This window comes from Parabacteroides sp. AF21-43 (assembly GCF_003635435.1).
Taxonomy (GTDB): Bacteria; Bacteroidota; Bacteroidia; order Bacteroidales; family Tannerellaceae; genus Parabacteroides; species Parabacteroides distasonis.
Window position 1 is genome coordinate 1 of record NZ_QTMG01000001.1, and the last position, 20740, is coordinate 20740.

At 46.9% G+C, this 20740-nt stretch carries 22 protein-coding genes; 9 read left to right on the top strand and 13 right to left on the bottom strand.

Annotated features, from left to right (window positions below; genetic code table 11):
• Nucleotides 1-226: 226 nt before the first annotated feature.
• The 6 genes from DWX84_RS00005 (at nt 227) to der (ending at nt 5581) form a co-directional block, all read left to right on the top strand.
• On the top strand, nt 227-1384 hold the full coding sequence (locus DWX84_RS00005) for a HAMP domain-containing sensor histidine kinase (protein ID WP_048928509.1): 1158 nt from the start codon (nt 227-229) through the stop codon (nt 1382-1384).
• Between the two features lie 88 nt (nt 1385-1472).
• Nucleotides 1473-2063, top strand: a complete 591-nt coding sequence (locus tag DWX84_RS00010; protein WP_048928510.1) for a DUF177 domain-containing protein — start codon at nt 1473-1475, stop codon at nt 2061-2063.
• Nucleotides 2064-2075: 12 nt separating this feature from the next.
• Complete coding sequence (gene rpmF, locus DWX84_RS00015; protein WP_005634607.1) at nt 2076-2261, top strand: 50S ribosomal protein L32; 186 nt, start codon at nt 2076-2078, stop codon at nt 2259-2261.
• A gap of 103 nt (nt 2262-2364) precedes the next feature.
• Nucleotides 2365-3369, top strand: coding sequence for a beta-ketoacyl-ACP synthase III (locus tag DWX84_RS00020; protein ID WP_008779906.1), 1005 nt, complete (start codon nt 2365-2367; stop codon nt 3367-3369).
• The gene (era, locus tag DWX84_RS00025; protein WP_008773803.1) at nt 3353-4243 is read left to right on the top strand and encodes a GTPase Era; all 891 of its coding nucleotides are present in this window, start codon (nt 3353-3355) and stop codon (nt 4241-4243) included. The genes DWX84_RS00020 and era overlap by 17 nt, the downstream gene beginning before the upstream one ends.
• 24 nt (nt 4244-4267) lie before the next feature.
• A complete protein-coding gene (gene der, locus DWX84_RS00030) occupies nt 4268-5581 on the top strand; it encodes a ribosome biogenesis GTPase Der (protein ID WP_008773802.1) in 1314 nt (437 codons plus the stop codon).
• Nucleotides 5582-5633: 52 nt separating this feature from the next.
• Here the strand turns inward: der and DWX84_RS00035 are convergent, their stop codons facing one another.
• The 8 genes from DWX84_RS00035 to DWX84_RS00070 all read right to left on the bottom strand — a co-directional run bounded on the left by DWX84_RS00035 (nt 5634) and on the right by DWX84_RS00070 (nt 10238).
• On the bottom strand, nt 5634-5909 hold the full coding sequence (locus DWX84_RS00035; RefSeq protein WP_044545263.1) for a type II toxin-antitoxin system YafQ family toxin: 276 nt from the start codon (nt 5907-5909) through the stop codon (nt 5634-5636).
• The gene (locus DWX84_RS00040) at nt 5909-6115 is read right to left on the bottom strand and encodes a hypothetical protein (protein WP_005867049.1); all 207 of its coding nucleotides are present in this window, start codon (nt 6113-6115) and stop codon (nt 5909-5911) included. Before DWX84_RS00040 ends, DWX84_RS00035 begins: the two co-directional genes overlap by 1 nt.
• A 114-nt stretch (nt 6116-6229) precedes the next feature.
• On the bottom strand, nt 6230-7081 hold the full coding sequence (locus DWX84_RS00045) for a DUF6261 family protein (protein WP_048928511.1): 852 nt from the start codon (nt 7079-7081) through the stop codon (nt 6230-6232).
• Nucleotides 7082-7400: 319 nt separating this feature from the next.
• A complete protein-coding gene (locus tag DWX84_RS00050) occupies nt 7401-8864 on the bottom strand; it encodes an HNH endonuclease (protein ID WP_048928512.1) in 1464 nt (487 codons plus the stop codon).
• 15 nt (nt 8865-8879) lie between these two features.
• On the bottom strand, nt 8880-9218 hold the full coding sequence (locus tag DWX84_RS00055; protein WP_048928513.1) for a DUF86 domain-containing protein: 339 nt from the start codon (nt 9216-9218) through the stop codon (nt 8880-8882).
• On the bottom strand, nt 9211-9513 hold the full coding sequence (locus DWX84_RS00060; protein ID WP_022192261.1) for a nucleotidyltransferase family protein: 303 nt from the start codon (nt 9511-9513) through the stop codon (nt 9211-9213). The genes DWX84_RS00055 and DWX84_RS00060 overlap by 8 nt, the downstream gene beginning before the upstream one ends.
• 70 nt (nt 9514-9583) lie before the next feature.
• On the bottom strand, nt 9584-9952 hold the full coding sequence (locus DWX84_RS00065; protein ID WP_048928514.1) for a DUF86 domain-containing protein: 369 nt from the start codon (nt 9950-9952) through the stop codon (nt 9584-9586).
• The gene (locus DWX84_RS00070) at nt 9942-10238 is read right to left on the bottom strand and encodes a nucleotidyltransferase family protein (RefSeq protein ID WP_048928515.1); all 297 of its coding nucleotides are present in this window, start codon (nt 10236-10238) and stop codon (nt 9942-9944) included. Before DWX84_RS00070 ends, DWX84_RS00065 begins: the two co-directional genes overlap by 11 nt.
• Nucleotides 10239-10359: 121 nt before the next feature.
• Between DWX84_RS00070 and DWX84_RS21740 the strand changes: the two genes are divergently transcribed.
• Both DWX84_RS21740 and DWX84_RS00080 read left to right on the top strand, forming a co-directional pair.
• Entirely contained in the window at nt 10360-11310 is a 951-nt protein-coding gene (locus DWX84_RS21740) for a hypothetical protein (RefSeq protein WP_070104339.1), read from the top strand.
• Nucleotides 11311-11323: 13 nt separating this feature from the next.
• Nucleotides 11324-11917, top strand: a complete 594-nt coding sequence (locus DWX84_RS00080) for a hypothetical protein (protein ID WP_048928516.1) — start codon at nt 11324-11326, stop codon at nt 11915-11917.
• A 59-nt stretch (nt 11918-11976) separates the two neighbouring features.
• On the opposite strand, the gene DWX84_RS00085 is transcribed toward DWX84_RS00080, so the two are convergent.
• The 5 genes from DWX84_RS00085 to DWX84_RS00105 form a co-directional block, all read right to left on the bottom strand.
• On the bottom strand, nt 11977-14328 hold the full coding sequence (locus DWX84_RS00085; protein ID WP_048928517.1) for a glycoside hydrolase family 3 N-terminal domain-containing protein: 2352 nt from the start codon (nt 14326-14328) through the stop codon (nt 11977-11979).
• A 176-nt stretch (nt 14329-14504) separates the two neighbouring features.
• Nucleotides 14505-16280: a DUF4091 domain-containing protein gene (locus DWX84_RS00090; protein WP_008778726.1), complete on the bottom strand. Its 1776-nt coding sequence runs from the start codon at nt 16278-16280 to the stop codon at nt 14505-14507.
• 57 nt (nt 16281-16337) lie between these two features.
• Nucleotides 16338-17414: a TIGR04133 family radical SAM/SPASM protein gene (locus DWX84_RS00095; protein WP_008779916.1), complete on the bottom strand. Its 1077-nt coding sequence runs from the start codon at nt 17412-17414 to the stop codon at nt 16338-16340.
• 3 nt (nt 17415-17417) lie between these two features.
• The gene (locus DWX84_RS00100; protein WP_008773789.1) at nt 17418-17888 is read right to left on the bottom strand and encodes a radical SAM-associated putative lipoprotein; all 471 of its coding nucleotides are present in this window, start codon (nt 17886-17888) and stop codon (nt 17418-17420) included.
• Between the two features lie 3 nt (nt 17889-17891).
• Nucleotides 17892-18734 carry a radical SAM-associated putative lipoprotein gene (locus tag DWX84_RS00105; RefSeq protein ID WP_048928518.1) on the bottom strand — a complete coding sequence of 281 codons (843 nt, stop codon included), beginning with the start codon at nt 18732-18734 and terminating at the stop codon, nt 17892-17894.
• A 129-nt stretch (nt 18735-18863) separates the two neighbouring features.
• Here DWX84_RS00105 and DWX84_RS00110 point away from each other — a divergent pair, with 129 nt between their 5' ends.
• Complete coding sequence (locus DWX84_RS00110) at nt 18864-20711, top strand: ABC transporter ATP-binding protein (RefSeq protein ID WP_005853867.1); 1848 nt, start codon at nt 18864-18866, stop codon at nt 20709-20711.
• The last annotated feature ends 29 nt before the right edge of the window (nt 20712-20740 follow it).

Sequence of the window (20740 nt, forward strand, 5' to 3'; positions counted from 1 at the left end):
GTCCGTAAGGGGTGACTCCTTTTTCTGTTATATACACCAGCCGTCGTAGAGACCTAGCGTGCCGCATCTCGTATCGTCTGACGATATTCTAAGTTACCATTTGAAGGGATGAGACGCTGCACGCTACGTCTCTACAATTGGGTGAGATTTCATTGTTTGCTGAATCGGGAACAATAAAGTTCGTATCTTGCCGTTATATTAAGAATTCACCGAATGATTCTGATTTATGAGCAGCATATATGATTCTCGTCAAAGATGGAAATTAGGCTTTATTTTTGCCGCTGTATTGATCGCTATGGCTTCTGTGGTAGTCTCGGATCTCTTGATTAAAGATCTGGCCCGAGAAGAGCGTCAGAAGATCGAGGTTTGGAGTGAGGCAACCCGGGTCATGACCAGTGAGAATCCAAGCCTTAATATGAATCTTATCCTAAAAATCATCCAAGGGAATACTTCTATTCCTGTTATATTATGCAGCGAGACGGATAGCGTGGTTTCTTACAATAATATAGAGATTCCGGAAAAGAATGTAGCGCAGTTCATGACGAATAAGGTTAAGGAACTGAGAACCAAAAATCCTCCGATCGTAATTGACATGGAGGATGGTACTTACCAATATTTATATTACGATGATTCGATTATCTTAAAGCGACTGCTTGTTTATCCCTATGCGCAATTATCAGTTGTATTTGTTTTTATATTAATCGCTTTTTTAGCCTTGGCTAGTACAAAGAAGGCAGAACAGAATAAAGTGTGGGTGGGGTTATCGAAAGAGACGGCTCACCAATTAGGAACGCCTATATCCTCGCTAATCGCTTGGGTTGAATATTTGCGAACGAAAGATATAGATTCTTCTCTATTGACAGAGATGGATAAGGATGTGAAACGCTTACAAACGATAGCGGAGCGTTTCTCTAAAATCGGTTCAGATCCAGATCCGGTTCCGACAAATATCGTGGAATCCATCCGTGCGGCTTTGGGATATATGGAGACCCGTATTTCCTCGAAGGTGAAAATTAATACGTATTTGCCGGAGCGGCCGATATTGGTCTTAATGAATGATTCCCTGTTCGCTTGGGTAATCGAGAACCTGACGAAAAATGCGGTGGACGCCATGGAGGGGCAGGGTGAGATTTCGCTAAAAGTAGAGGAAAGAGAGAAGTTCGTGCTGATCGATTTGTCTGATACCGGAAAAGGTATCCCAAAATCAAAATTCAAGACGGTTTTCAATCCGGGGTATACGACCAAGAAACGTGGCTGGGGACTAGGCTTGTCCTTGGTAAAGCGCATTATCGAGTCCTTCCAAGGAGGAAAGATTTTCGTGAAGAGTTCGGAGCTAGGGAAAGGGACGACTTTTCGTATAAAATTGAAGAAATATAAGGGTTAAATCGTATTATAGGAAAAAATAAGCATAAAGGTATTGTTTTTGTATTTAGTTTTTTCGTACCTTTGCAAGGTTTTTACACTAAAAGGCTTTGGGGAAATTTAAATTATATAATGTAGATTTGAAAAATCTCTCTCCGGGAGTACACGAATTCGAGTATCTTTTGGAGAACAAGTTTTTTGTGGACATTGACGGAACCGAGGTCCAGAAGGGCAAAGTGGAGGTTCATCTTACCGTAAAACGGTCGTCAATGATGTTTGAGATGAACTTTCAGATAGAAGGGGTTGTTGTTGTTCCATGCGATAGATGCTTGGACGATATGGAAATTCCTATTGATACCCACAATCGTCTGGTGGTAAAATTCGGCAAGGAATATGCCGAGGAGAGTGATGAGGTTGTCGTGATACCGGAAGAGGAGGGCGCTATTAATTTGGCGTGGTTCCTGTATGAGTTTATCGCTTTGGCGGTTCCCATGAAGCATGTACATGCGCCGGGTAAATGTAATAAGGCAATGTCGTCTAAATTGAAGAAACATACCGCCAGAAGTTCGGATGAGACCGAAGACGATTTTGAGGATGACATGGGAGGTGATGATTTGGCGTTGGAAGATGACGGAAACGCTAGTCCTGCCGATCCTCGTTGGGATGCTCTGAAAGGTTTGCTAGAGAATGATAACAATTAAATAAATAAAACAATGGCACATCCTAAAAGAAGACAAGGTAAGACAAGAACAGCCAAGAGAAGAACTCATGACAAGGCTGTAGCTCCAACAATGGCAATTTGCCCGAACTGTGGCGCATGGCACATCTATCACACTGTATGTGGTGAGTGCGGTTATTACAGAGGTAAATTAGCGATTGAAAAAGAAGCTGCTGTGTAAGTTTGTCAACTTATATGGTTTGATGAACAAAAGAAATAGCCCTAAAAGTTTTTTTTAGGGCTTTTTTTTAATTGGGATAAGTAGTCCTTTTATTTTTAAAGTTATGGATAAGATAAATGCGGTTATCACAGGAGTGGGTGGATACGTTCCTGAAGATGTATTGACGAATGAGGATATTTCCAAGATGGTCGATACGACGGATGAGTGGATCATGACTCGTGTGGGTATTAAGGAGCGCAGGATATTGAAAGGGGAGGGCGTAGGACTCTCTTACATGGGTATACGGGCCGTGAAGCAATTGCTCGAGAAAACGAACCTGAATCCGGAAGAAGTAGAGGTTGTCTTGACCGCTACGACTACCCCGGATCATCATTTCCCGACAACTTCTTCTATCATCGCTTATCATACAGGTTGTAAGAACGCGATGACTTTTGATATGCAAGGTGCGTGCGCAGGCTTCTTGTATGCTTTGGAGACGGGCGCTAATTATATTCGCTCGGGGCGTTATAAGAAGGTGGTTGTCGTATCGGGTGATAAGATGACATCTATTACAGATTATCAAGATCGTTCTACTTGTCCTTTGTTCGGGGATGCTTGCGGAGCGGTCTTGTTGGAGCCAACTACCGAGGAGTTCGGTGTCTTGGATACTATTTTACGGACAGACGGCGTAGGCTATCCGCATCTGATCATGAAATCGGGCGGCTCGGCTTATCCTCCTTCTCACGAGACGGTGGACAACCGTGAGCATTTCGTTTATCAAGATGGACGTGTGGTGTTCAAGTACGCGGTTTCTTATATGGCGGACGTGGCCGCTGAGATCGCGGAGAAGAATGGCTTGACGCATGATGATATCGCGTGGATCGTTCCTCATCAAGCGAACCTGCGGATTATCGACGCTACGGCGAAACGCTTGGGCGTAGATATGGATAAGGTGATGATCAATATCCAGAAATATGGCAACACAAGCGCCGGTACGATTCCTATTTGTCTATGGGAATGGGAGAATCAATTGAAAAAAGGAGATAACCTGATCCTTGCCGCTTTTGGAGCGGGCTTTACGTGGGGAGCGGTTTATCTGAAATGGGGGTATGATGGAAAAAAAGCATAAATCGGGTTTTGTCAATATCGTTGGAAACCCAAACGTAGGTAAGTCTACGTTGATGAATCGTTTGGTCGGGGAGCGGATCTCTATTATCACCTCGAAGGCGCAAACGACAAGGCATCGTATTATGGGTATCGTGAATACCGACGATATGCAAATCGTGTATTCTGACACGCCGGGAGTCTTGCGGCCGAATTATAAGTTGCAGGAATCCATGCTTAATTTCTCTCAATCCGCCTTAGGCGACGCCGACGTGCTGTTGTACGTGACGGATGTCGTCGAGACGATTGATAAAAATAACGAGTTCCTAGCACGGGTACAGAGCATAGAGTGTCCGGTTCTCTTGTTGATCAATAAGATCGACCAGACCAATCAGCCGGAGCTGGAGAAGCTCGTGGCCCAGTGGAAGGAATTGCTTCCGAAGGCCGAGATCATCCCGATCTCCGCGCTTTCGAATTTCAATATAGATTACGTGAAGCGTCGGGTGGAGGAGTTGATGCCTGATTCCCCGCCTTATTTCGAGAAAGACGCCTTGACCGATAAACCGGCCCGTTTCTTCGTGACAGAGATCATTCGTGAGAAAATCTTGTTATATTATCAGAAGGAAATACCTTATGCGGTAGAAGTGGTCGTCGAGTTGTTCAAGGAAGATGATGAGCTGATCCATATCAAGGCGCTGATCATCGTGGAGCGTGATACCCAGAAGGGGATTATCATCGGGCATCAAGGGCAAGCATTGAAGAAAGTAGGTGCTATGGCCCGGAAGGATATCGAACGTTTCTTCGGAAAAAAGGTGTTTTTGGAAATGTTTGTCAAAGTGGAAAAAGACTGGCGTAATCGTGACAACATATTGAAGAACTTCGGTTATCAGCTGGACTAATAATAGCATACGAAAGGAGAATTTATGGGAAATATAGTAGCGATAGTGGGGAGACCCAATGTAGGTAAGTCCACCCTTTTCAACCGGTTGACGGGTACCCGTCAGGCGATCGTGAACGAGGAGGCTGGTACTACCCGCGACCGTCAGTACGGCAAGGTGGAGTGGACCGGCAAGGAGTTTTCGCTGATTGACACAGGCGGATGGGTGGTTAACTCGGAGGATGTTTTCGAGGAGGAGATCAACAAGCAGGTAAAAGTGGCTATCGAGGAGGCGGACGTGATCTTGTTCGTCGTCGATGTATTGAATGGCATCACGGATCTGGACATGGAGGTGGCGCAGATCTTGCGCCGTTGCAAGCGGCCGGTGATCGTGGTGGCGAACAAGGCGGATAATTACGAATTGCATCCGGCCTCGGCGGAGTTTTACTCGTTTGGCTTGGGAGATCCTTTCTGCATCTCGGCCATCAATGGTTCTTATACCGGGGATTTGCTGGATAAGATCGTGGCGACGTTGCCCGAGGAGAAGGTGGAGATACTGGAGGAGGAGTTGCCCCGTATCGCGATTATAGGACGCCCGAACGCGGGAAAGTCTTCTCTTATCAATGCTTTTATTGGCGAGGATCGGCATATCGTTACCGATATCGCGGGCACGACCCGTGATTCCATCTACACGAAATATAATAAATTCGGCTTGAACTTCTATTTGGTGGATACGGCGGGTATCCGTAAGAAGGGGAAGGTGAACGAGGACTTGGAGTATTACTCGGTGATCCGTTCGATCCGTGCGATCGAGAACTCGGATGTCTGCGTGCTGATGTTGGACGCTACGAGGGGCATCGAGAGCCAGGATATGAATATCTTCTCGCTGGTGCAGAAGAATAAGAAGGGATTGGTGGTTTGCGTGAATAAGTGGGACTTGGTCGAGGATAAGAGCCAGAAGGTGATCGACTCGTACACGACCGCTATCCGTGAGCGTCTGGCTCCGTTTACCGACTTCCCGATCTTGTTTATCTCGGCCATGACGAAGCAGCGTATCCTGAAGGTGCTGGAGACCGCCAAGGAGGTTTACGAGAATCGCTCCAAGCGTGTCCCTACGGCCAAGTTGAACGAGGTGATGCTCCCGATCATCGAGAATTATCCTCCCCCAGCATGGAAGGGTAAGTATATCAAGATCAAATATATCACCCAGCTTCCGGCGGGCAGCGTGCCTTCTTTCGTGTTCTTCTGTAACTTGCCGCAATGGATCAAGGACCCGTACAAACGTTTCCTTGAGAACAAGATCCGCGAGAATTGGGATTTTACCGGTACGCCGATTAATATATTTATCCGGGAAAAGTAAATACTAGATACAAAAAAGCCGCTTCCTGTAATGGGGAGGCGGCTTTTTCTATTTAGAATAGATCGGAATGCGTTCCGGTATCGGTGAAAAGCAAGATTAGCTCCGTGTCGTCTTGGCTCCATATCAGCAGCCAGTCTCCTTGGATATGGCATTCCCACAATCCCGCGTATTTCCCGGATAGCTTATGCGGGTGGTATTGGGAGGGAAGGGAACCGGTTGTTTCAAGCAAGTTGGATACTTGCTCGAATAAGTTCATATCATATCCTCTTTTTTGGCATAGCCTCAAGTTCTTCTTGAACTTTTTGGTATAGTTGATGGAATATTTCATCAGCCTAGGATTTGTTTCATCAAATCCTTTGTGCTTTCCGCATGATAAATCCTTCCTGCCTTCACGTCCTCCAAGGCCTCGTCCAATCCGGATTTCTTCTGTGCCTTCACCTTGCCTTCCAGCGAGGTGATGAATTTCTTCAAGATGTCGGCGTATTTCTCGGGGATGGTTACCTCGAATGTCTTTAATGATGTCGTTGTCTCCATATCGCTCTGTTTTAGGAATTTCCTTCGCGAATATACGGAATAAAAAGAGAAGGGGAATTGTTTTCCTTCTCTTTTTATTTCCCGCTTCCGCGTCGGGAGGGAGGGACGTGACGGTTAGATCTCGTCCGGGCTCTCGGAGTCTCCGCCGGGCGTAGGCTCGGGTGTAGGCTCGGGAGCGGGCGCCGGTTTCTTGGCGGAGGCCATGCGCTGGTTGTAGGCGGCGGTGGTCTCGGCGATCAGCTGGTTGAGGGCGGCGATGAAGGCGGTCGCTTTCTCGGACGGCTTCGCTACGCCATAGGACTGGGCCAGCAGGGTGAGATCGTCATAATACACGTCGATCCGCTTGCGCAGGTTGGCGCCGCTTTCCTTTTTGGAGGTGGTCCGGTTTTGGACGCGTTGCTGCGACAGGCGGTCGTAGGCGTTATTCTCTTTCTCCAGTTCGGCGAGGTAAGCGTCGAGGCCGAGCGTGGTGACGTACGGCTTGTTCTCGTCCTTGCGCAAATCCAGCAAGAGGCCCTTTATCTTGGCGGTCTCCTGCGCCATGGGAAGGCGGGCGATGCCGTTATAGGGCTTGATGACCTTGTATAGGTACTTGCCCGCGTCACGCTCGGCCTCCAGCGGGAGGGTACCGGCCCGTGAGATGCGGGTGATGATATAGATGGCGAGGTTGTCGCGGTTGGTATCGTGCAAGGCCATTTGCTCGGTCTCCTGCGAGGTGCGGCTCTCGTCCACCACGTCGGCCATGGCGAGGAGGTCTGCCTCGTAGGTATCGAGGAATTCTTTGGTGAGGCCCAGCTCGGGGATGCCGTCGCTGCCGGTCAGCAGGGAGATCTCGTCGGGGGACTCGGAATCGCCGCCACCGCTGTTTCCGTTGGCTAGGTCGAGGACGTGGTTCATGAAGGAGAGGTACTCGGCGTTGTTAAGGACGTAGAGCATGATGTTTTTAACTTTAGTGTAATTGCCCATGATATTGATTTTTTAGATTAATGAAAGGCAATGTAGGCAAATAATCTTTACGAGGCTAGGTTTTAGGCCCCAATTTTTATGATTTGCCGCTCGAATGCTGAAAAATGCCTTCAAGGAATCTAAAAACGACTTTTCAACGTTGAAAAATCACTTTTAGAAATCTAAAAATGGCTTTTAAATGCCGCGAGATCATTTTTAGAAATCCGGAAACCTGTTTTCACCCTCGCGAAATGTCTTTTAGATTTCTAAAAGTGATGTTTCACTGTTTGATGCCCGTTTTTAGAAATCCGGAAGAAAACCAGTTAAAGATCTTTTATTGCTATATTGTTTTTAGTTTCTCAAAGATTGCGATACAAAACTTTTCATCAATTATATGCTTTAAAGTGTTTTCCCAAATACTTCCGTTTACTAGTACTTTTAGAGATGAATCTTTGAATTTATCTTTGAATTCTTCGAAATTGAGGAATGGTATTTCTTCAAATAGATTCTGTTCTGAGTATAAGACCGGCATATCATCAAGCTCTTGCCAAAGGTAGGCCATTTCAAAAAAGATACAATGATCAAGTGTTTCAAATTCTCTTTTTAGATCTAATGGGATCATTATATCTTCAAAATCAATTTCGTCATGCTCCGTCTGTCCATGATCTGTACCTTCATATACTCCTAAAAAGGGATTCCATAATCCATAATCAAATTTGGCTCTTAGTTTGCTGTTCCAACGAATATTTTTATTGAATACTAGACCTAATTTAGGTCTATAAAGAGTGTCGATATCAGACATAAAAACGGAGTAATGGGCATCTCCTAATTTAAGGTAATGCCAATTGTTTATTAAAAATTGGTAACTAAATGGATAATGTATGGAAAGGTATATTTGTGCGAAATCAATATTATTAAGGAAAAAGGTTAGATATTTTTGATAAATGGAGGATCTATTATTAGCGTTTATGCTGTTTGTGTGAGTTTTACTAATGTGATTTTGATAGTGCTCTTTTTGATGGCAGTCCTCACATAAAGTGATAAGATTTGAATTTTCATATTCCCATGCAAGATGATTTTCTTTATATGATTTATGATGGACATGGAGAATTGGCATATCATATTCTTGTTTACAAAGATTCGTGTAAAAATAGGTACTATCTTCTATGTAATCATCATCTATACAGATATTATTAAATAGTATATGAATTGCTGTTGTTGTCATTTTAAGGAAACCGGAAGGTTGTTTATCCTTATGCTTAACTTCATAAGAGCAAATATAGCTATATGGATTAATTAATATTTTTCTACCACTAATTGGAAAAGATGATTTTTCTTCGTTTTTCCATAAAATGTAATCCTCTGCTTGATTGAGTATTGTTCCTCCCATATTGTAGAGTAATGGATTAGTCCAAGAAGGATGTTTTTGTAGCCAGTTGTTGCTATTAATTAATATGACATTAAAATCTGTTCCTTTGATTTGTGTCTTATTATCAACTGTGTTTGGGTAAAAAAAAGTCTTTTCAGTTTCTAATTTTTTTTCATCTATGATTGGTCTTCCGTAGCTATCATATGTTCCAGAGACACAATTTAAATGAAAGAAACTATCATAGACTAATTTTTGTAGTTCTTTGTCTGTGATATAATTACGAATATCGTCTAGAGTGCGTAGAGGAATAAATATGTCATCGCCACATATCCCAGACTTATTGCAATGTTGACAATGATATTTGTCTCGTTGTAGTATGGCATTCCTTTTTTCTTTCCATTCACTGGTTTCTAGTTGCTCTTTATAGCTCATCATAGTATTATTGCATTTTTATTTTTCCAATAGCTCCATCACATCCCTCTTCAGCGCCGGGATATGATTCATGATAAGCGTCCAAAGGAAATCTGGTGTCACGCTATCGTAGCCATGAATAACTCTGTTCCGGGTATTGACGATTGCCCTTGCGTGGGGCAATTGGAAATCGGGATCGATTTTTAGTATCCTGTTTATGGCCTCGCCCATGATCTCGACGTTACGCTCCACAGCTCTTTGGCGGAGGATATCTTTCTCGAAATCTTGGTAAACACTCGGGCTGCCCTCAAAGTAACTCTCAGTTTCTTCGATGGAAAGCAGTACATCGTAAAGATGTTTCTCTATATATTCATCCATAAATCAACGATTTTGTCCTGTCGATATTCCTCCTCAACACCGGGTTCCGGATCGCCTTGTCTTCCAGCAAGTCGATCTCCCGGTGGAAGATGGCGGACAAGGCATCCCGTAGGTCGAAGAAATTGTTTACATAATCCACCTGCTCCACCTCCTTGTCGAAATCCACCACAAGGTCAATGTCGCTCTTCTCCGTGAAGCGGCTGGTCAGCACGGAGCCGAAGGCGAATAGCCGCTTTACCTTATGCTTCTCGCATAAGGCGATGATGCTGGGGCGATATTTGCTGAAGAAATCCATAAGTGTCTCGTTTATATACTTTTCGCAAATATACTTAATTAAAAATAGAATCGCATGAGAAAAAGTTCTTTTATAAATTCTCTATCATCCTGTTCACCGCGAGTCTTACGGTTGGCAAATTATTTTTCATTACATCAAAAATAATATCCGCGTCAATATCGAAATAGTGATGGGCGATGATATCCCTCATACCCATTACACCTTTCCAATCGATTTCGGGATATTGGGATAACAATTGTTTATCCGTGATTTTATCGATCCGTTTTACGCTCTCGCCAATGGCGATCAACAGCATACAGATACTCTCCATTCTCTCCACTCCGCTGGGAGTTGTCAGGAAATCATCGGGAGACTGTATGGTATCGGATCTTTCCAATATTCGGTTAATGGCTGTCCCTATCTTTTGTAGCGACGAGCGGAGCAATTCCTCATCCCACATAAATCCCCTCCTTCTCTATCCTGCTTCTCAGGAAAGCGTCCATGTGCTCGCGTAAGCGGACGATATCGACATCGCAGCCGAATAGTTTCTGCAAGTCCTCCTTTATATGTACCAAGGCGAACAGGCTTGGCTTCGAGGTCTCGAGGTAGATATCTACATCGCTTCCCTCGGTCTGTTCCCCACGGGCGACCGAGCCGAATATCCCCATACGGGTGATATGATATTTACCGGCGTTCTTGGCCACGTAGTCCCGTAAAATACTTATGTATTCAGCCGTTGTTTTCATATATGCTTCATTATTACCCGAACAAAAGTAATTATTATTCCTTATATCGCCAAAGCTTTCGGAAACCTCAATAATAATCGTACCTTTACCCTCCGATTATCCACCTTTAAAATAGCATACCATGTTTACGCCATCGATGACCGAAGAGGAAATACAACAAGCCGCTTATAAGGATTACTTGGAGATACGGACGAGGGTGCAGATCGCTTTCGAGCGCTTCGGCCAAAGCATGCGGATCAGCGGGAAGCATAAAAGGGCCATCCATTCCTTGAGCGAGAGCCATACCCTTTGCACGCGGGCGAAGAATACGTGGAATGTCAATTTTCGCTATACGGGCTATACGCCGGACGGTCAGATTAACATCGTCTGCTACCTCTACATCCCCTTGCGACGGGAGAACGGGGTGGATTACCTTTTTATGAACGACCCTAAGTGCTTCAAAGTGGAAAGGGTGAGTTCCCACTTCCTCCAACGCTATAAGGAGCGTTATCTCGATCCCGCAGGGATCGACTTGAAAGGCGTGCATCCCGCCATCTATTTCATGCAGAACAACGAGGACAGGAGGCAGGCTTACTACCTGCCCAAGAACTGGACCGACGAGGAGTTGGCGGAGAAGTGCTTCCTTGTCTCGAGGCAAGGCCTGTCGCTGATCAAGCTACGCGGGAAAACGCTCACTTATATTACTTTTCTCGACCAAGAGAACCTGAGCCGTTACAAGGCGCAAGTATGCGAGGAGGAGGAATACCTGCATCTGATGGGGAAGGCAAAGGATTCCGATATCCTTGGCTTGCAGGCGATCAGCAAGAAACTGTGCGCGGATATCGAGCATACGAGGAGAGTCATGAACCGGCTCGTCCTGCGGGCCGGGCGCACGCCGGAACAGCGGGAGGAGTTGAGCCGGATGTTGGACAATGGCTTGAAGGTTATCTTGGAGCAGACCTCCTTTTTCGATGAGGCGTGGAAAGAGACCGTGAAGAAGTATGAGGCGAAGAGCCTCCTTGACTTTGGCATCGAGAAGATCGCCGACCAGTTGCGGGCTCCTTCGGAGGGAAATGATTTATATTCACTTTAAAATTTAAGATACAATGTTTACGCCATCAATGACAAACGAGGAAATAGAGGCAGTGGCCTATAAGGACTTTCTGGAAATCCGGGGAAGAGTGGAAATCGCGAAGGATAAATTCGTACAAAGGGTGAGATGCACGCCCCCGGGATTTTGGGCCTTGCATTCCTTGCAGGAGACACATACCCTTCAAACCCGCTCCAAGAATACATGGACTGTATATTTCTATTATTTGTACACGACACCGGCCGGTGCCGTGAAAGTCTCATCTATGATCTACACCTCCCTGCCGGGAGATGAAGGCACGGATTACCTGTTTATGAATAATCTCGACCGCTTCCGGCTGGAAAGGGTGAGTTCGCATTTCTCGCGACAATACGAGGAACGCTATATCGATCCGAACCAGATCCAACTGAACGGCCTTCTGCCCGCTATCTATTTCATGAGGACTGCTGGCGACCGGAAGATCGCTCCCTACACTCCCGATACATGGACCGAGGAGGAGAAAAAGGACAAATATCTTTTCGTGTCGGAGCAAGGGACCATGGAGGCGAAGCTGGAGGGGCGTGTGGAGACCTACCTTACTTTCTTAGAGCCGGAACAGCCGGGTGATTAATAAGTAGAGGGCGAGGTTGATACCCCGCCCTCCCGATAACTAGGTAGATACCTCCGGGCTTATCTTTTCAGAAGATCGATCCTCTCGCCGGGCAACAGTACCGCATGAACCTTCTCCGTTACCCGCCCCTTCACGTTGAAGGAATCCCTTAGGCGGATGTCGTCGGCGGAGGAGCCAATCTGCGCCTCATATTTACCGGACTCTACGACCCAATGACTGGCGCTCTCGTCGAAGGAGGCCAGATCCGTATCTTTCACCTTGAAGATGATCTCACGGCTCTCCCCCGGCTGGAGGAGTTGGGTCTTGACGAAACCTCTCAACTCTTTCGCCGGTTTATCCATGCTCTTGCCGGGGGCGGAGATATATAGCTGGACCACTTCCTTCCCGGCTACCGGGCCATTGTTCGTGATCGTGCAACTGATGCTGTAGTCCGTATCGCCCATGAACACTTTCAAGCTCGAATAATTGAAAGTAGTATACGACTGTCCGTAGCCAAACGGATAGGAGACGGGCACGCCGAACGTATCGAAGTAACGGTAGCCCACGTAGATACCCTCCTCGTAGTTGGTATAGTCAATATTCTTACGATCCGTATGCTCCGGGCCTCCTCCCATGAAGCCGGCTAACATTTCTTTCAGGTCGATACCCGAAGCGTCCGGGAAATTCTTCGTGGAGGCTACGTCGGCGATGCTCACGGGGAAAGTCATCGGGAGCTTACCGGAAGGATTCACCTTTCCGGACAGGATATCGGCTACCGTGTTACCCCCTTCCTGCCCGGCTTGCCAAGCCAATAGGATGGCGTCCGGTTCCGATTTCCAGCTGGCGGTCTCGATCACGCCCCCGATATTCAAGATTACGACCACCTTCTTCCCTTCCTTATGGAAAGCGTCGGAAACCGATTGGATCAACGCTCGCTCATTCTCCGTCAGGTTGAAATCTCCCTCGATCTTCCGGTCTTGGAACTCTCCCGAGCTACGGCCTATCGTAACGAAGGCGATATCCGCCTCTTTCGCCTTAGCGGCCAGCCCTGCGGCATCCGGTACGAACTCCGGGATACGAGGGTGGTTGAAGAAAGCGGCGGCGGGACTCGTGTCTTTCGGCTGTTTCGCCTTTTCCTCGGTACTGTATTTCTCGTATAAGGCTTTCACTTCGGCGTCCATGGTATAACCGGCGTTCTCCAGACCTTCCACGAGGGATACGGTATAAGCCTCGTTCACGTCGCCACTGCCGGTGCCTCCGGCGATAAAATCGTACGAGGTGGTACCGTAAGCCGCTATCTTCTTGATACCCGGGGCCAGCGGCAAGGCATTATTCGTATTCTTTAATAAAACCATACCTTCGGAAGCGGACGCACGGGTTACCTCGGCGTGAGCTTTTAGGTCCGGTTTGTCGGAATAGGCGTATTGGGCAAAGCGGGGGGCTTGAAGGATCAGTCGTAATACACGGGTTACGTCCGTATCCACGTCGTCGATAGAGAGAGAACCGTCCTCAAGCGCTTTTAGGAGGGCCTCTTTCTGGTCCGTCCGTCCGGGCATCAGCAGATCGTTTCCGGCGTGGATCTGGGCGGGGGCGTTCTTGCCGCCAAACCAGTCGGTCATGACAAGGCCGCTAAAGCCCCATTCGTCACGGAGGATGGTCGTTAATAAATCACGGCTTTCGGAGGCATACTCACCATTTATCTTATTGTAGGAAGACATGACCGTCCACGGGCTTGCCTCTTTTACGACCATCTCGAAACCTCTTAGGTAAATCTCCCGCAAGGCACGAGGGGTGAGGCGGGCATCCGTTCCTGTCCGGTTGGTCTCTTGATTATTGACGGCGAAATGCTTGATGGAGGTTCCCACGCCATTGCTTTGGATACCGTTTACCATCGCTGTCGCTATCCGGCCCGTCAAGTAGGGATCTTCGGAATAATACTCGAAGTTACGTCCGCAGAGAGGGCTTCGGTGGATATTCAGCGCGGGGGCCAAGAGTACGTCGCAACCGTATTCTTTCACCTCGTCGCCCATGGCGTTGCCTACGTTTTTGACCAATGCGGTGTTCCATGTGGAGGCTAGCAAGGTAGCGACCGGGAATGCCGTGCAATAATAGGTCGCCTCGTTCCCCTCGCGAGTCGGGGAGATACGTAATCCGGCGGGACCGTCGGCCACTACGATAGCGGGGATTCCCAGACGTTCGATCGGGAAGGTCGTTCCGGCGGCTCCCGGCACTATATTTTGCGTGCTGCCGACTACGGCTGATTGGCCGCCGAACCCGGGCATTCCGGTTCCGACTAACAGGGATACTTTCTCTTCGGCAGTCATGGCGGCTACGATTTTCTCGATAGGATCTTTACCCAATTGCGGCAAGGTTTGGGAGTGCCCTACTTGCATGGCCATCGTAAGGCATGCGCCCATTAATAGTTTGTTCATATAGAATGGTTTTTGTGTTTTTCAGTGCCCCAAAAATAGGCGAAGGAATCGAGGCGGACAAAGAAAAAGAAAGGTATCGGAGGTAGGGATTTCGTTTTTTGATGAATATCAAACATTGTAGGGGTTTGATGATATATTTAGGGGACGCCGACTGCGCAGTCGGCGTCCGGTACTATTTATAATGTATTCAGAAGTTTATGAATCTCATTAACCATCTGCGTAGCGGATTCTTGTGTCTCGGATAAACCTTCCGGAGTGATCTTGGCAACCGTCTTGTTCAACTTCTCGAGTTTGCCTTTAGCTCCTTTCGTTGTCAGCTCTTCCCGGAGGATGCGGATCTTCTCGCAATCTTGTATACCCTCGACCAAACGTTCGAAGCGAATGCTACTGCGTGGACCGGGATAAATACTGTATGTATCGCCTGCCGCCCAAGTGCGGAAACGCGAGTCACGCAGAGGATCGGTGGTCCAGCTATTAACTGCCCAACGTAGATAACCGTCGTAACCACCGGCTACGGCGTGCAAGACCGTCCATGCCGCTTCCGCCGGGTCGGAGAAGGTGAAGGTATTCGGGAACGCTTCCGCGCAACAGGTATAAACGGTACTGATCTGTCCCGCTTTATCACGGGCAGCCTTTACGTCTTCTGGGAATTTATGCCCATAGGGAATACTTAAATAGTATAAGTCCGATTGAATTTCCGGATGATAATTTCCGGCCAGCGTGATCTTGAACTCCGGATCGGCTTGCTTGATAACCTTGATCGCCTCACGCATCGCCTCCATCGGACGCTCGTCCATAGAGATGGCGGTTTTCTCGAACCAGCCTTTCTCGCGAAGGTGGCGGGAGAAATCTTTTAGGAAAGTACCCCAATAGTCTGCGTAAGCGGCGTCACCCGGTTTCGTGTTGAGAAATTGTACACGATTTGTCGCCTCGTCGTAATAATCGAAAGATAAAGCCCAAGGGATCATGGTGTAGCAACTGATCATATCATCGATACCGATCTCGTTCATCATGAATTCCACCCATTTGTCGAAGACGGCGTAATCATATGCCCAAGTGCCGTCTATCTTCTTGATCCGGGTGATCATGCTGTCGAAATGATCCTCGGTCTGTCCGGCCCAAGGTTTATGCATGATACTGGTGGTGATAGCGCGCTGTCCGGCGTTCGCCAACATCTTCATGATCGGGCGCATAGCGTCGAAATGCTCTTTACTCCAAAGAGGAACTTGGTAGTAACGGGCCACGGAATACGGGTTCTGCCATAAGTCCAGATGGAAAGCCCAGTCCTTCGGGGCGGGAAGTGTGCGGTTCAATACGTCCACTTCTATTTGTAATTCCATGGGGGAGGCATTTTTTCCCGTGACGGTCAATGTCCCTTTATATTTACCGGCTTTCGCGGATTGAGGTACCCAGATATTCATCCAGATCGGCTGGGTGGTGCGTGCCTTGATATCACGGATCTTTACGATATCCAATACATCGGCTACGACGGAGGAATCCCATTCCGCCTTATTCTCTCGGTGGCCGCAACCGCCTTTACGGTCTTTATTCAACTCATCGGTCATGACGTAACGGACAAAGTTCGTCGTGATAGCGGAGGATGGGATGATGGAAGAACCGCTCTTTAAGTCGCTCACGGTGATAGAGGCATCCTCGAGTCCCACCTTGGTCCATAACACGGCTTGTGCGTTTACCCGTTCCCCTTTCCATGCTTTCGTCTGCCAGCGATTGCTTTTCTTGACATCGGGAATACTGAGTTTCGGATATCGTATATCGGTCGTGCCCCAGCTTAATTGGGTTGGGGCCGATAACTTGTCCCAGATCTCGTCGCTGTCATGCGGTTTCGTGTCGGTCAATTCCGTATAGTCGCCTAGCGGGTATTTCTCGGATTGCTGGGCTACGGTAAAAGAACTTAGTGCCAGAAAGGCACAAAGGATGAAAGTGTTTTTCATACGATTGCTTATTTTAGAATATTAACTAGGGCAAAGATAGGAATTAGTTGACAGTTGTCAACTGTCAACTAGCCTTTTATAGTGGCATACGAGCAGATTCCCCTCATCATCGTATAAGTGCATCCCGTTGCCTTCGCAATAACGGAACATCTTACAATCCGCGCATTCCCCTTTTTTAGCCCACTGGCGGTTACGATACGGTTTAAACTCATTATTCCAGATATCAATGAAATCGTCTTTATAGATGTTCCCTTGGTGGAAGTTGGCCCGTATACTGGGACAACCGGAGATAGCGCCATCAGCGAGGACAGAGGCCGTATTGATACCGGCGTTGCATTGGAAAATCGAGTCTCTCATCTCTGCCTCATAATTCCCGAGGAAGCCCTCACAGCCGTAGCTAACGTGTATCTTACCCTCTTTCCGGCAGAAGCGGATGAAGTTCATGAGCCATGTGAACTGCTCGTTCGTCAGTTGCAAATCGGTCTCAGTCGCGGCACGTCCAACTGGGAAGATCGTAAAGATACGCCACCGTTTTACGCCCATCTCGATCAAGAAATCCTTGAAGAGCATCAAATCCTTGAAGTTGCGTTGGTTTACGCAAGTCACCACATCCCAGATGATCTCCTTTTCCTCGGCCAACATACAGATGGCATTCAGTGCCTTCTCGAAACTTTTAGGATTACGGCGAAGCCAGTTATGCGCTTCCTCGAAACCATCTAGGCTGATAGTCGCCGAGTGCAATCCGGAAGCCAAGAGCGAGTCGAGCCGTTCCCGGGTCATCAGATAACCATTGGAGACGATCCCCCAAGGATATCCCCTGCGATACAGTTCCAACCCGCATTTCTCGATATCCTTACGAACCAGCGCCTCGCCTCCGGTAAAGATGACGAGCACTTTGTTCGGCTCGACGTAAGGCGTGATATCGTCTATGACTTTCAGGAAGTCTTCGACAGGCATATCCGGGACAGAGGCCGAGACATGGCAATCGCTCCCGCAATGACGGCAGGATACATTACAACGAAGCGTACACTCCCAAAAGAGTGTACGCAATTCATGTAATTTAGCCCTGTTCTTCTTGATACTTCGAAAAAGCTCTAGGGCGATACGTTTTTTGATGTTTGGGCGTTTGTCCATATTTTATTCTTTTTTCTCTTTAAGTTTGATGTCGGGGATGTTAACCTCTGCTTTCCCATGGAACCAAGATTTACCTCCCTCAAATCCTTCGATCTTGACATCTATCGAATCCGTCTCAAATGATCCGTTTTCAGGCCCGTCAATATCTTTAGCGATAATGCGTACGATGCCCATTGGGGAATCCTCGAATTTTATATCGTAACTTCCGTCTTTTTGGGTTTGGGGTGATTTATATATTTCGCTTATATATGAGGGAGATAATACGTTATTATATATGCCCCCATAGTTGATCTCTATTCCTTGGATGGGATCTCCGTTCATATCTGTAACTTTTCCTTTCAACTCGTATTCTGCGTAAGGGCTACCATACTCATCTGTAGCGCCACAGGAAGTAACGCTGAAGCCTAGTAGAGAAAGAAGCCCCGCTAAAATCCAGTTAAAACCTTTTAATATGGAATGATAAACTGTTTCCATTTTCTAGTTTTTGCGTGTTAGTTGGAAGTTAATTTCTTTTGATCCTTTACCTATTAACATCCCTTTCCCTTGTAATAATTCAATTTCGGCGAAATTTACGATAATAGAATCAGTTTTGCAAGCGTTTGGGTCATTCCAATACGAAGATAATTTTGTGTAGATGGTATGTTCGATAGCCGTAGCCTTATCGTAGGTGAATTGATATCGTCCGGTCTCATCCGTGATGGCCGGAAAGCAGGAAAGGTCGTCCTCTAGAGTAGGGGTATATGCCGGTGAGGTTAAGATTGCGACTCCGGCCAGCGGATAGCCTTGATCATCAGTTACTTTTCCGTAGATCGTGTACAATGCGTAAGGTTCCGTATGTGTATCTACATATTCCTTAAGTGTGATCTTGATTTCCTTAGAGGCACTACCTTCGTACCATCCATCACCTCCGGTAAGTTGCTCGCTGTCGAAGATTACTTGAGTCGTATCGGATGCGAATTGTCCTCCGTTCATTTCTTCGTCTATGTCTTCCGTGATGAATCGGTATTTTAGGATTGGAAAATCAGTTTTCTTCCAATCAAACTCTCCGTTAGCGTTGGTCCTTACGGTATCGGTATGCAGCCATCCGTAAGGATAAATTCTTGCGTCATTTCGATTGATACGTATTTGGGCGTTAGGTATCGGATTATCGTTTGTATCCACGACTTTTCCTTTTATCTGAAAATTGGCGTAAGGAGTGCCATATTCACAAATTATGGGACCTTCTCCCTCGTCGTCAGTGCAGGAGAAACCTAAAAGCATTAATAAACTCGCCAATACGCAGTTGGCTTTTTTCAACAATTGCAAGTGCATCCTTTTCATGGTGTAAATTATTTTTATTTACGATTCTATTTATTTGATGAATGGGGCAGCAAAATAGTTGCATGCGAATGCGTAAGAAAATGTGATGACTTTTTGTATCTTTGCCACTTCAATGTAACAGATCAATTTATGAGAGATTTCATACGTATTTTAAAGCGTTTCGTTCCCCCTTACAAAAAGTATATGGTTCTGAACATCGTGTTCAATGTACTTTCCGCTATCTTGAACCTGTTTTCTTTCGCCTTGATTATCCCGATCCTTCAGATATTGTTTAAGATGGATGAGGGGAATTACACCTTTATGGATTGGAATTTTAACGCGGGAAGCTGGGAGTCGTGGAAAGCCTTGCCGGAGTTGATCAAGAATAACTTTTTTTGGTACGTATCCGATCTGATAGAGGTACACGGAGGTTCGTTCGCCTTGATTATGTTGGGAATCTTCCTGATCGTGGCGACTTTCTTGAAAGTGGCGACCATGTATCTGGCCTTTTATACGATGATCCCGATCCGGACCGGAGTCGTTCGTGATATCCGTAATCAGATTAACAAGAAGATTACGCAGTTGCCGTTGAGCTTTTTCTCCGAGGAGCGAAAAGGGGATATTATCGCCCGTGTATCCGGAGACGTGAACGAGATCGAGACATCCATCATGAGTTCATTGGACATGTTATTCAAGAACCCGATCCTGATCGTGATCTATCTGGTGGGTATGATCGCTATCAGTTGGCAACTTACCGTGTTCGTCTTGATCCTGCTGCCGTTGGCGGGTTACGTAATGGGACAAGTCGGCAAGAAATTGAAACGGAAATCCTTGGAAGGACAGCAACAATGGGGATTCCTGATGAGCCAGATCGAGGAGACATTAGGCGGACTCCGTATTATCAAGGCCTTTAACGCCGAGAAGAAGATACAAGACCGCTTTGAGCGAAGCAATGATACTTTCCGCCGGTTGACGAACCGTATCTATCGCCGCCAACAAATGGCGCATCCGATGAGCGAGTTTTTGGGAACCGTTACGATCGCTATCGTACTTTGGTATGGAGGTACGCTGATCTTGAGTGCGAATAGCCCGATCGACGCTCCTACGTTTATTTATTATCTGGTTATTTTCTATAGCATTATCAATCCCGCGAAAGATCTAAGTAAGTCGGTTTATGCGATCCAGAAAGGTCTGGCCTCTATGGAGCGTGTCGATAAGATCTTGAAGGCGGAGACGGATATCCATGATCCGGAACATCCGAAGAAGATCGCCTTGAAAGAGAAAATCAGTTATAAAGATGTTTGGTTTAAATATCAGGAAGCTTGGGTCTTGAAAGGAATCAATCTGGATATCCGGAAAGGAACAACCGTGGCTTTGGTCGGTCAATCCGGTTCGGGCAAAAGTACCTTGGTGGATCTATTGCCTCGCTTTTATGATGTGAATAAAGGGAATATCCGTATTGATGATACGGATATCCGTGAGGCCACCCTTTTCGATCTTAGGGGATTGATGGGAAATGTCAATCAAGAGGCTATCTTGTTTAACGATACCTTCTTCAATAATATCGCTTTTGGAGTGGAAGGAGCTACGATGGAACAGGTGGAGGAAGCCGCCCGCATCGCCAACGCTCACGATTTTATCATAGCGAGTGAGAAAGGTTACGATACCAATATCGGCGACCGGGGTGGAAAACTGTCCGGCGGACAACGCCAGCGAATCAGTATCGCCCGTGCGATCTTGAAGAATCCCCCGATCTTGATCTTGGATGAGGCCACATCCGCCTTGGATACGGAATCCGAACGTTTGGTACAAGAAGCGTTGGAGAACTTGATGAAGAATCGTACGACCGTAGTGATCGCCCACCGTCTCTCTACGATCCGTAACGCGGATGAGATCTGTGTGATGCATGAGGGTGAGATCGTAGAACGGGGCAAACACGAGGAGTTGTTGGCTTTGGATGGCTATTATAAACGACTATGTGATATGCAAAGCTTTTAGGGTGATACTGCAACCCGGGTTGCAGTGGA